General features: G+C 35.1%; 14 protein-coding genes, 2 tRNA genes and 1 riboswitch. Of the genes, 15 read left to right on the forward strand and 1 reads right to left on the reverse strand.

Annotated elements, in window-relative coordinates; all coding sequences use genetic code 11:
• The first annotated feature begins 114 nt into the window (after window positions 1-114).
• From WKT09_RS13105 to WKT09_RS13125, 5 genes are all read left to right on the forward strand, one after another.
• Window positions 115-462 carry an SCP2 sterol-binding domain-containing protein gene (locus WKT09_RS13105; RefSeq protein ID WP_340416460.1) on the forward strand — a complete coding sequence of 116 codons (348 nt, stop codon included), beginning with the start codon at window positions 115-117 and terminating at the stop codon, window positions 460-462.
• A gap of 12 nt (window positions 463-474) precedes the next feature.
• Entirely contained in the window at window positions 475-924 is a 450-nt protein-coding gene (locus WKT09_RS13110) for an acyl-CoA thioesterase (RefSeq protein WP_340416461.1), read from the forward strand.
• 55 nt (window positions 925-979) lie between these two features.
• Window positions 980-1,471 carry a SprT-like domain-containing protein gene (locus tag WKT09_RS13115; RefSeq protein ID WP_340416462.1) on the forward strand — a complete coding sequence of 164 codons (492 nt, stop codon included), beginning with the start codon at window positions 980-982 and terminating at the stop codon, window positions 1,469-1,471.
• 87 nt (window positions 1,472-1,558) lie between these two features.
• Window positions 1,559-1,963, forward strand: coding sequence for a carboxymuconolactone decarboxylase family protein (locus tag WKT09_RS13120; RefSeq protein WP_340416463.1), 405 nt, complete (start codon window positions 1,559-1,561; stop codon window positions 1,961-1,963).
• 17 nt (window positions 1,964-1,980) lie between these two features.
• Window positions 1,981-2,085: riboswitch (TPP riboswitch) on the forward strand.
• 109 nt (window positions 2,086-2,194) lie between these two features.
• Entirely contained in the window at window positions 2,195-3,499 is a 1,305-nt protein-coding gene (locus tag WKT09_RS13125) for an LLM class flavin-dependent oxidoreductase (RefSeq protein WP_340416464.1), read from the forward strand.
• Window positions 3,500-3,537: 38 nt separating this feature from the next.
• Here the strand turns inward: WKT09_RS13125 and WKT09_RS13130 are convergent, their stop codons facing one another.
• A complete protein-coding gene (locus WKT09_RS13130; RefSeq protein WP_336268324.1) occupies window positions 3,538-3,765 on the reverse strand; it encodes a helix-turn-helix domain-containing protein in 228 nt (75 codons plus the stop codon).
• Window positions 3,766-3,985: 220 nt separating this feature from the next.
• Here WKT09_RS13130 and WKT09_RS13135 point away from each other — a divergent pair, with 220 nt between their 5' ends.
• The 10 genes from WKT09_RS13135 (at window position 3,986) to WKT09_RS13180 (ending at window position 11,413) form a co-directional block, all read left to right on the forward strand.
• Window positions 3,986-5,047 carry a fatty acid desaturase gene (locus WKT09_RS13135; protein ID WP_340416465.1) on the forward strand — a complete coding sequence of 354 codons (1,062 nt, stop codon included), beginning with the start codon at window positions 3,986-3,988 and terminating at the stop codon, window positions 5,045-5,047.
• A 219-nt stretch (window positions 5,048-5,266) separates the two neighbouring features.
• Window positions 5,267-6,403, forward strand: coding sequence for a sensor histidine kinase (locus tag WKT09_RS13140; protein ID WP_340416466.1), 1,137 nt, complete (start codon window positions 5,267-5,269; stop codon window positions 6,401-6,403).
• Window positions 6,403-7,011 (forward strand): response regulator transcription factor, encoded by a 609-nt coding sequence (locus WKT09_RS13145; protein WP_340416467.1) that lies wholly within the window; start codon window positions 6,403-6,405, stop codon window positions 7,009-7,011. The genes WKT09_RS13140 and WKT09_RS13145 overlap by 1 nt, the downstream gene beginning before the upstream one ends.
• A gap of 96 nt (window positions 7,012-7,107) precedes the next feature.
• On the forward strand, window positions 7,108-7,929 hold the full coding sequence (racE, locus tag WKT09_RS13150) for a glutamate racemase (protein ID WP_340416468.1): 822 nt from the start codon (window positions 7,108-7,110) through the stop codon (window positions 7,927-7,929).
• Window positions 7,930-7,980: 51 nt separating this feature from the next.
• A complete protein-coding gene (locus WKT09_RS13155) occupies window positions 7,981-9,048 on the forward strand; it encodes a GerMN domain-containing protein (protein ID WP_340416469.1) in 1,068 nt (355 codons plus the stop codon).
• A gap of 24 nt (window positions 9,049-9,072) precedes the next feature.
• Complete coding sequence (gene rph / locus WKT09_RS13160) at window positions 9,073-9,819, forward strand: ribonuclease PH (protein WP_340416470.1); 747 nt, start codon at window positions 9,073-9,075, stop codon at window positions 9,817-9,819.
• A 3-nt stretch (window positions 9,820-9,822) separates the two neighbouring features.
• A complete protein-coding gene (locus WKT09_RS13165; protein WP_340416471.1) occupies window positions 9,823-10,422 on the forward strand; it encodes an XTP/dITP diphosphatase in 600 nt (199 codons plus the stop codon).
• A gap of 227 nt (window positions 10,423-10,649) precedes the next feature.
• Window positions 10,650-11,171 (forward strand): metallophosphoesterase family protein, encoded by a 522-nt coding sequence (locus WKT09_RS13170; RefSeq protein WP_340416472.1) that lies wholly within the window; start codon window positions 10,650-10,652, stop codon window positions 11,169-11,171.
• Between the two features lie 70 nt (window positions 11,172-11,241).
• A tRNA-Gly gene (locus tag WKT09_RS13175) sits at window positions 11,242-11,315 on the forward strand.
• Between the two features lie 24 nt (window positions 11,316-11,339).
• Window positions 11,340-11,413: transfer RNA gene (locus tag WKT09_RS13180), tRNA-Arg, on the forward strand.
• The last annotated feature ends 390 nt before the right edge of the window (window positions 11,414-11,803 follow it).

Below are 11,803 nucleotides of genomic sequence, written 5' to 3' on the forward strand. Positions count from 1 at the left end.
TATTTGTAAGGAATTTTTACAATATTTGCCCATCCGCTAAGACAACGCTTTCATTTTTGCTTCAAATATATTATAATAATTGAATAGTCATTCATTATAAATAGGAGTGAAAATATGAGTTTAGATAATCTAACAGTTCAAGAAGTTTGGGAAGAAATTGATCGTGTTGCGAAAGAGAACAAATCGATCATTGAAACAGTGAATGGAAGTTTTGTATTCGAGATTAAAGCAAGTGAGGAAGTAGTCTATAGCCTTGAATTGACAGAGGGCATTGCGACCATTACAGAAGGGAAAATCAATGATGCCCAGTGTACACTTGCGATGAGTGAAAAGAATTTTAAAAAATTATTGCAAGGAGATTTAAATGCAACCGCTACATTTATGATGGGAAGATTAAAAGTAAAAGGAGATATTGGACTTGCATTAAAATTAGAAAATATGTTAAAGAAACTATCATTTTAAGGAGCGATTTATATGACAAAAGCAACATATATAGATAATTTTGATACTTGGAAAGAAGAATTTAAGTTTCACGTACCAATTAAAATTCGATTTTCTGAAACGGATATGTTTGGTCATATGAATAATGTTTCTCCATTTATATATTTTGAAGAAGCACGTATTGAATACTTTAAAGCAGTTGGCTTGTTTCAAGATTTTGATAAAGCGGAAGACGTTCCTGTCGTAGCAGATTTGCAATGTGATTATTTAAAACAAGTATTTTTTGGAGAAACGATTCAACTATACGTGAAAGCAAATCGACTTGGAAGCAGCTCATTAGATATTCACTACATGGGTGTGCAAGAAAATGGAGAGGTTTGTTTAACTGGTCGTGGTTCTATCGTAAATATTAATAAGCATACAGGAAAACCAGTCGCAATTAATGAAGAAAAAAGGGATAAAATTTTCATGCTACAAAACTGACGATATATGTCAGTTTTTTTTATTATATGGTATGCTATTTATTGAGGTGTATACAGTGAAAGAGGAAGAATTAACCGAATTTGCTACCCAATTCTTACGTACCAATTTTCATATCGACTTAACCATTCCAATCGTTCGGAATAATCTTCTTCGTTCTTCCTATGGTAGGTATGTCATGACGAATAAACATCTTCCAGTACGAATCGAAATTGCAGGAAAAACATTAGATTATGGTACGGAAGATGTGATAAAAGGCATTATTAAACATGAATGTATTCATTATGCATTACATATGCAAGGGAAAGTGATGCGAGATGGCGCTCCAATATTTGAGCAAACGTTACGACAACATAATGCCCCAAGTACCAATACGATGAAAATTGGTTTGTTTTATCTTTTTCGTTGTGAAACATGTGCACGCACGTATGAAACTAACCGTAAACAATTAAGTAAAACGCCCAAAAAATATCGTACAAAATGTTGCAATGGAAAAATAACAATAATTGAAACAAGAAAATATGATGGGAAGCAATTTTCAAAGGTGTAACATTCATTTACTTGTTCAAACGTTAGAAATGTATTAGCATGGAAATAGGAGTATTTTGAAAATTTCAACATTAATGGAGGCATATACATGGCAAGCGAACGGTATGAAAAAGGAATGGATGTATTAAAGGAGTTTAATTTAGTAGATCAGCATCATCCAGAAGGACATATGGATATTGGAGCAGGTTTTAAAGATTTGGCACCAGATTTAGAAGATTTTGTGGTGGAATTTGCCTTTGGAGATATTTATGGTAGAGAAGGCATTGACCCAAAACAAAAAGTGTTAGTGACAATGGCATCATTAGTTGCTCAAGGGATCCCACAAATTGAAATGCATGTAAAAACAGGAATTAAAGTTGGGTTAACTCCAGAAGAAATCGTTGGTGCAATTATTCATATATTACCATATGCTGGATTTCCAAAAGTATTAAATGGATTAAAAGCAGTACAAAAAGTTTTTAATGAACAAGGGATTACAGTAAAAACGAAGTGAAAAATTTATGAATTGAATAGAGTCACTAGGGGTGTTTTTTACAAAACTGAGATGAGGTTATCCTCGAACCCTTTGAACCTGAACTAGTTCATACTAGCGTAGGAAAGTGTATCAATGTATGTACATGGAACGAATTCTGTTTCTTTACATATTATTTTGTATATGTACGCAATTTTCCTATGGTTATTAGGAAGGTTGCGTTTTTTTAATAGATAAAAAGGAGAATGAAACATGACGAAACATAAACAGATGCATATTGGCGTATTAGTGATAGGTTGTGGTCACCATCAAGCTGCATGGTTAAGTCCAGATTCAAGTGTTGAACGTATTGGAGATATTACATATTATCAAGAATTAGCGCAAATTGCAGAAAAGGGATTGTTTGATGCTGTGTTTTTCGCAGATAATCAATCGTTTCAAGGTATTAGTGCGAATGTGATGCCTGCGTTTTGGTTTGATCCGATTGTTAATTTAACAGCGATATCGCAAGTAACAAACAATGTTGGCTTAGTAGCTACTATTTCGAGTACATTTTCCAATCCATTTACTGCTGCAAGACAAATCTTAAGTTTGGATCATGTGACTGGTGGACGTGTTGGTTGGAACCTCGTTACATCGATGACAGATGTAGAGGCACAAAATCATAGTATGGAAAAACTTCCAATCCATGCGAAACGTTATGAAAAAGCGACAGAATTTGCAGATGTTGTAACAAAATTGTTCGATTCATGGGATGAAGCAGATTTTATTCATGATAAAAAGACGAAACAATTAATGTGTCCAAATAAAATAAAACCAATAGATCATGTAGGAAAATATTTTCAAGTGCGTGGTCCACTTACGACTCCAAAAAGTCCACAAGGCCGTCCGGTATTGATGCAAGCAGGTGCATCGAATCCGGGAATTACATTAGCAGCTCAGTATGCTGATGCAGTTTATTCTGTTTCCTGGAACCGAAGACAGGCAAAGGAATTTAGAGAAAAGATAGATCAAGCTGTTTGCGAACGTGGCGAGAAAAATAGACATATTAAAATTTTTCCGGGGTTAGTAACGTATGTTGGTAAAACTCGTGAAGAAGCACTTGAGAAAAAAGCGAAATTAGATAAGCTGTTGGATACAGACACCATTTTACATCAATTAAGTATTTTCATTGGGCAAGATTGTTCTAAATGGGATTTAGATAAAAAGGTGCCAGCTCTTCCACCAGTTGAGGAATTTACTGGACCAGTAGGACGTTATAAAACGATTTTAGAAATTATTCGTGATAAAGATCCGACCGTAAGAGAATTATTAAGCTATTTAAATGCTGGTGGAGGTCATTTGACTTTAATTGGAACACCTGAGGAAATTGTCGATGAAATGGAAATATGGTTCAAAGAAGGAATTGCTGATGGATTTAATCTCATGCCACCATCTTTTCCACATAGTTTAGAAGATTTCGTAGAATGTATTATTCCCGAATTACAGAAGCGTGGATTATATAGAATTGCTTATGAAGGGACAACCTTACGTGAACATTTTCAACTGGAAGAATAATAGAAAAACCGACTTTCGATCGTGAAAGTCGGTTTTCGTTATAATGATAATTCCCCCATTCTAACAAGCTCTATCACTGCCTGTGCACGACCTTTTACACCCAACTTTTGGATAACGTTTGAAATGTGATTTCGAACAGTTTTTTCGGATATAAATAGTTCTTCCGCGATTTCCTTTGTTGTTTTGTCTTGTAAAAGTATCGTAAATACTTCTCTTTCACGTTTTGTTAGTACGCTTTGTTGGTGAAAGTTTTTCGAGTCGTTCAAATGGTCCCCCTCCTTGCTGTCGGTGAGATGCATGTAGAAGGGAATTATTTAGTCAGTTTATTTTATGAAAAAATGTATGAAAAGTGCGTGAAATGAATGATTTATACGTTTATCCTTTATTTGATATGACATTTGTCATATAGAAATGATGACATTTATGTCTAATAAAAAGATTTTCACTCTCTTATACTAAAATAGGATGCCTATGAGGGGGAGAAAAATGTCAAAAGAGAAAACGAGAAAATTACATCAACAAGTAAAACCGTATACATTTGCGGATCATAAAAAAAGTACGATCCAAATTTTTAATACGATCGTACCGTTAATTGCTACTTGGATTATCGCATATATAATGGTACCGATTAATATGTATGTTGCGATAGGTTTATCCGTGGTAGCAGCAGGACTAATCGTTCGTACATTCATTATTTTTCACGATTGTACACATGGATCTTTTTACCATGATAAACGAAAAAATAATGTGTTAGGAACGATTACAGGTGTGTTAACAAGTTTTCCGTATGAAAAATGGAAACGAGAACACGCCATTCACCATGCTTCTAGTTCCAATTTAGATGAACGTGGTATTGGAGATATTTGGGTAATGACGATAGAAGAATATGATGAGGCGACAAAATGGGAAAGACTGAAATATCGATTATACCGTAATCCGATAATTATGTTTGGCTTTGGCCCATTATATTTAGTGCTTGTGTCAAACCGACGCAATAGAGCGGATGCGAAGCAAAAAGAGAAAAATAATACGTACCTCATTAATGCTATATTACTTATTGGAACGTCTTTAATCATCATATTTGTTGGTTTCGTACCATTCTTAATCGTGCATGGAATATCGATGTATATTGCTGCTACATTAGGAATCTGGTTATTTTATATTCAACATACATTTGAAGATTCGTATTTTGAAGAGGAATCCGAGTGGAATTATGTGAAGGCAGCAGTCGAAGGAAGTTCATATTATGAGTTGCCAAAGTTTTTACAATGGTTAACAGGAAATATTGGATTCCACCACGTACATCATTTAGCACCACGTATTCCGAACTATTATTTAGAAGAGGCACATGAAACGACACCAGATTTACAATATGCAACAACGATTACACTTAAAACAAGTCTAGATTCTTTGCGTTATAAATTATATGATGCAGAAGCACAAAATTTTATTACCTTTAAAACATGGAAGCAGCGTCAGCTTGCAAAGGCAAACGAAACAAGACAGAATCGTGTGGTAAAACATTCGAACAAAACGAGAATCAATTAATAGACATACAGGTGTAAAGTTATGCTAGTGAGTAGTGGATTGCTAGCATAACTTTTTTTGTAGGTCTTTCCACTATCCATATGCCACTTTGAATTTTTCAAACGGTATCATAAAGAGATACATACCACATCTATTAGTGCGAAACTAGAGGCAACGAAACAGATGTTGTAAAGTTATAATTATTGCTATAATAGATGCAATAGGAAGAGGGTGTTATTTTTGCGTAAATGGTATAGTATTTTTCCGAAGAAACCATGGATTAGTATTTATACATGGATTATTTTATGTTTTTTACCATTTTTCTTCATTTTTAAATCATCTTCTTTTGTGGAAATTGGCATCGGTATTACATTATTAATCATGTTTTTCATTTCTTATATCTTTTCTTTTAAGTCTAAAAGTGGCCTCGTTTATATGTGGCTTAGCTTTGAAATGATTGTAAATATCGCGATGATTTATTTGTTTGGTTTTGTTTATTTTGCTATTTTTACTGCCATTTTTATTGGAAATATTCGACATTATGCAGGATTTTTTATCATGTATGGGCTTCATATTGCAACGACAGTTGGGGCAGTTATATTTGGTTATTTTTTTCGATTAGACTTATTGCTCCCACAAACACCGTATATCGTTATTAGTGTCATTGGGACAGTGCTTTTACCGTTTCATTTATATAATCGAACGAAACGAGAAAATTTAGAAGGTGAGTTAGAAGTCGCACGGGAAAAAATATCGGAACTAATTATTTTTGAAGAAAGACAGCGTATTGCAAGAGATTTGCATGATATTTTAGGGCAAAAATTATCCCTAATTGGACTGAAATCAGATCTCGCTGGCAAATTGTTAGAAAAGGATTCGGAACTAGCTAAAGATGAATTAAAAGATATTAGAATAACTGCAAGTACTGCATTAAAAGAGGTACGAGAATTAGTGACACATATGCGTTATCGAAAATTAACGGATGAGTTACAACGAACGAAGCAAGTATTAGAAGCAGCAGAGATTGATGTTGCGATCAAAAATGAATTAATTGACGAATCTATTCCTCCTGTTATTGAAAATATTTTAAGTCTCTGTCTGAAAGAGGCGGTAACAAATATCGTGAAACATAGTGGAGCGACGAAAAGTGATATTTATATGACACAAAATGAAGAAGCATATATATTAAAAATTAAAGATGATGGAAGAGGATTTCCGAAAGATAAAAACCAATCATTTGGAAGTGGAATTGCTGGGATGAGAGAAAGACTCGAATTTGTAAATGGTACGTTATACATAGAATCCAATAATGGAACAGATTTGTTGATGGAAGTTCCTGTCATTATAAAAAACATTGCCAAAGGGAGTGTCATGTAATGATTAGAATTATATTAGCAGAAGATCAAGGCATGTTACTTGGTGCATTAGGGTCGTTGTTAAATATGGAGGATGATTTTGAAGTGGTTGGAACAGCAACAAATGGAGAGGAAGCAGTAGCATTAGTTCAATCCTTACAACCCGATGTTTGTGTGATGGATATTGAAATGCCTGTAATGAATGGCCTGGAAGCAGCAGAATTACTAAAGGAAGATCCGTGCAAAACAATTATTTTAACGACATTTGCACGTACAGGCTATTTTGATCGGGCAAGAAGAGCAGGTGTGCAAGCATATTTATTAAAAGATAGCCCAATTGAACAATTAGCTGAAGCCATTCGTTTAGTAATGGCAGGAAGAAAAATGTATGCACCAGAATTAATGGATATGATGTACGAAAGTGATTTTATTGAAAACCCATTAACAGAGCGAGAATCTGAAGTATTAACTCTTGTTGCAAAAGGAAAATCAACGAAAGAAATTGCTGCTACATTATTTTTATCTCCTGGAACGGTCCGAAATTACATGTCGACGATTTTAGAAAAGTTACAAGTAGGCAACAGGATTGAAGCGATTTCCCTCGTGAAAGAAAAAGGATGGTTGAAGTAAAGCGAAGTTCCGTCATCCTTTTCGCCTTTTCTTTTTTCCTTTCACACGTACGTATGATAAAATATATATCGTTACAATAATAAATGAGGTGGAATTTTGAATAGAGCAATAGGTGTCATTGATTCAGGTGTTGGTGGATTAACTGTTGCATATGAATTGATGAGACAATTACCGAATGAAACATTAATTTATGTTGGTGATACAATGCGATGCCCATATGGACCGAGACCAGAACATGAAGTAAGACAGTTCACAATGGAAATGGTTCATTTTTTATTGGAAAAAGAAGTAAAGATGATTGTTATCGCATGTAACACAGCGACGGCATTTACAATTAAACAATTAAAGGAAGAACTATCGATTCCAGTCATTGGAGTCATTAAACCAGGTGCTCGTGCCGCCATTAATGCGACGAAAAATAAGCAAATAGGTGTGATTGGTACAGAAGGAACGATACGAAGTGAATCGTATGTCCGTGCGTTACATAAAATAAATCATACATTAGAAGTAACGACCCTTGCCTGCCCGACATTTGTACCGTTGGTGGAAAAAGGTATAACAGATGGACAAGAAGCATATCAGGTTGTAACAGAGGCATTGGAACCGCTACGTACAGCGAATATTGATACATTAGTGCTCGGCTGTACGCATTATCCAATTTTACACAAAACGATTCAACAAGTAGTTGGTCATGATGTTCAATTAATTTCTTCTAGTGAAGAAACAGCTAGAGAGACGAGTACAATTTTAGAAGTGCATCATTTATTACAAAAAAATATTCGTACGGCGAAACATCAATTTTACATGACGGGTAATTTAGAAACATTTACTAAATTATCAAATATCATTTTTGAAAACCGCATCGAATGTTTACAAGATGTGATGATGGATAAAATTAATCTTCCGATACAGGTATAAATGGACACACCCTGTCGTATATTGTACTAGTATATGACAGGAGGGGATTTTGTGCGCACGAAGAAAATCCGTGTAGCGATAACTGCGGGTGTAGGTATGTTTTTATTATCTGGTTGTTTTCAAGGAGCTGAAACGATAGAAGAAATTGATATGCCAGAGGATATTCCAATCATTGACGAGACAGACGAAAATATGAACGAATCTGAGGAAACGAACGCTGAGGAAAACGATGTAGATGAAACAGCTGAAACGACGGAACGAACACTTTATGTATTTGATAAAGATGGAGTTGTTGCCCCGATTCAAGTAGAAATACCTAAAATTGAAGGAGCAGCAGCACAAACGGTCCAATACTTAGTGAAAGAAGGTCCGGTTACGGAGTTATTGCCAGAAGGTTTTGAGGCGGTTTTACCAGAAGGAACAGAAGTATTAGGAACGAATGTAACAGAGGATGGTACATTAATTGTTGATTTATCAGGGCAATTTGCAAACTATGAAGCGGAAGATGAAATACGTATTTTAGAAGCAATGACCCATACGTTGACACAGTTTGAACAAGTGGAAAACATAAAATTGAGAATGGATGGAGAAGATATAGATGAGATGCCTGTAAATGGAACGCCAATTGCAAATGGGTATAGTAAGAAACATGGAATTAATATACATATGGATGAAAAACCACATTTGCAACATAGCGAACTTGTCACGATATTTTATCCGAAACAACATGAGGAAATGACGTACTTTGTACCAGTATCCACGTATATTGATCGTACGGACGATGTATTTGAAGCAAAGGTACAAAAATTACTCGAAAACATTCCACGTGAATTAGGCGTACAAGATGTGTTCCAACAGGAAGTATCTTTAGAAAAAGCACCTGAACTAAAAGAAGGTGTGTTACAATTAGTATTTAATGAGTATATTTTTAACGATGATGAACTTCCAATCATTCAAAAAGATGTGATGGAGACATTAGTAAGATCTTTAGTAGATGGGGAAGAAGTACAAGCGATAGATGTACAAGTTGAACAGTTAGATGAGATTATGGATGAAGACGGAAATGTGTATAATACACCTGTTCAATTATCAGATTTTCAACAAATGGAAAAAATGTAACAGAAAATATGTAGGAGGGCGAATATGAACGCGACCATTAGACCAACAAATATTATAACGAATTTTACCATGCATCCTGAAGGTTCTGTATTAATAGAAGTCGGAAATACGAAAGTAATTTGTAATGCAACGATTGAAGAACGTGTCCCACCATTTATGCGTGGACAAGGGAAAGGTTGGATTACTGCAGAATATGCGATGTTGCCACGTGCAACAGAACAACGTAATACGAGAGAATCTTCTCGTGGAAAAGTGAGTGGCCGTACGATGGAAATCCAACGTTTAATAGGACGTGCATTACGTGCAGTCGTCGACTTAGAGAAATTAGGGGAGCGTACAATTTGGATTGATTGTGATGTTATCCAAGCGGACGGTGGTACGAGAACAGCATCGATCACTGGTGCTTTCGTTGCAATGGTACTTGCTTGTGGCAGACTTTTAGAGGAAGATAAGGTGAAAAACTTACCTGTAACGGATTATTTAGCTGCAACAAGTGTTGGTGTACTAGAAGATGGGGAAGTTGTCCTTGATTTAAATTATGAACAAGATTTTGCTGCAAATGTTGATATGAATGTCGTGATGACTGGCGAGGGAAAATTTGTTGAAATTCAAGGTACAGGAGAAGAATCAACTTTTTCCTATGACGAATTACAATTAATGCTCGAACATGCGCAAATTGGAATCGAGCAACTGTTTACTGTACAAAAAGAAGCATTAGGGATGTTAGCAGAGGAAATTGGATTTGAATTAGAAGGGGAAGAAGAGGAATAAAAAATGAAACAACTAATGATCGCATCCGGAAACAAAGGAAAAATTAAAGAATTTCGCGACATGTTTGAGCCATATGGAATCGAAGTTCGTTCACTTGCTGATTATGAGGGACAGCTTCCAGATGTAGAAGAAACTGGGGATACTTTTTTTGAGAATGCTCGTCTAAAAGCGGAAACTATTTGTGAAATCGTTCAAACACCTGTATTAGCAGATGACTCTGGTCTTTCCATTGATGCTTTAAACGGTGCACCGGGCGTGTACTCTGCACGTTATGCAGGCGAACCGACCAATGACGTAAATAATTATGAAAAAGTGTTACAAGAGTTAACAGATGTTCCAGAAGAGGAACGTCATGCTAAGTTTATTTGCGTATTAGCAGTAGCACGTCCTGGAAAGGAAACAGTTTATTTTGAAGGAAACTGTCCCGGAAAAATTGCATTTGCTCCTGAAGGGGATAATGGATTTGGATATGATCCAATTTTTATACCTGAGGGATACAAACAAACGATGGCACAATTAGAAGCCACTGAAAAAAACAGTATAAGCCATCGTCATCACGCATTAGAAAAATTAAATATTTGGTTGGCATCGAATTACATATAATATGACATTTTAGAGCATACTAAAGTTAGCCCTCCATCATAAGCCTCCAATTTTCTGATAAGCGGAAATTTGGAGGTTTTTTTAATGTTAAAGGGAGGAAATATCGAGGGTTAAATAATATATTTTTATGGGATGAAATTTTTGATTCATAAATTAATTATTCGAATGGACGAGTGAATGAAAAAACAGTATAGTTATACATAGACAAGCGATAAGAGGTGACACCTTTGAAGAAAATTTTAATTTTGAGTGACAGCCATGGTTTAGTGGAACCATTGGAAACAATTAAACATCGACATGCTTGTGATCATTATATTCATTGTGGTGATTCTGAGCTTGAAATAGACGAAAAAGTGTTAAGTGGTTATGAAATTGTTCGAGGAAATTGTGATTGGAACAGTTCTTTTCCGAATGAACTCATTTTAAATGTGAACGATGTTCGTATTTATGTAACACATGGTCATTTATACGATGTGAAAAATTCTTTCATGAGATTGCAATATCGCGCAGCAGAGGTTGAGGCAAATATTGTTTGCTTTGGGCATTCACATATTGCTTATGCAGAAAAAATTGGACAAACATTGTTCTTAAATCCAGGAAGTATTCGTTTACCTAAGTATTTTTCGGAAACATCTTATATTGTTTTAAGTTTGTTGGATGATAAAAATGTAACAATACAATTTTTCAATGTGGAAGGTAAGGAGATAACAACATTTCCTTACAATGAAACTTTTCGATTAGAAAAATAATAGAAAAGTGTTGACTTTATTTCTGAACCGTCATATAATAATAAATGTCGTCAAAAGAAGTCGACCACTTGCGGGTGTAGTTTAGTGGTAAAACTCCAGCCTTCCAAGCTGATGTCGGGGGTTCGATTCCCCCTACCCGCTCCATAATTAAATAATAATATACATATTGTCCTCGTAGCTCAGCTGGATAGAGCAACAGCCTTCTAAGCTGTCGGTCGGGCGTTCGAATCGCTCCGGGGACGCTTAAACGTTAAAAAGGATTGTTTTCAGTTAATATATATTGAAAACAATCCTTTTTTATTCATTTCATATGAGGCTCATTGACTTAAATCCGCATTTTATATTAAAGTATATATAATGTTTTTAAAGCTAATATTGTTTCGAGTACACACCTCAGTAAGTAATGTGTCCAATGAAATTCAAAAGAGTAATGGGATTACAATAAAATGACGATACATATAAATATGAGATAGGAAACATAGAGAGGAGGACAAAGTGAAATGTTAAACTTCATGCTCATGACGTTATGGTATGTCAACACTAAACTAAACAATATTTTTAAGGAATATAAACGCTCTATGGTGTTGAATGAAATGCTCCTTACTAAAAATAGAGTGCATCGTTTGTCACTT

The sequence above is a fragment of the Pseudogracilibacillus sp. ICA-222130 genome, from assembly GCF_037892545.1.
Classification (GTDB): domain Bacteria; phylum Bacillota; class Bacilli; order Bacillales; family Amphibacillaceae; genus Pseudogracilibacillus.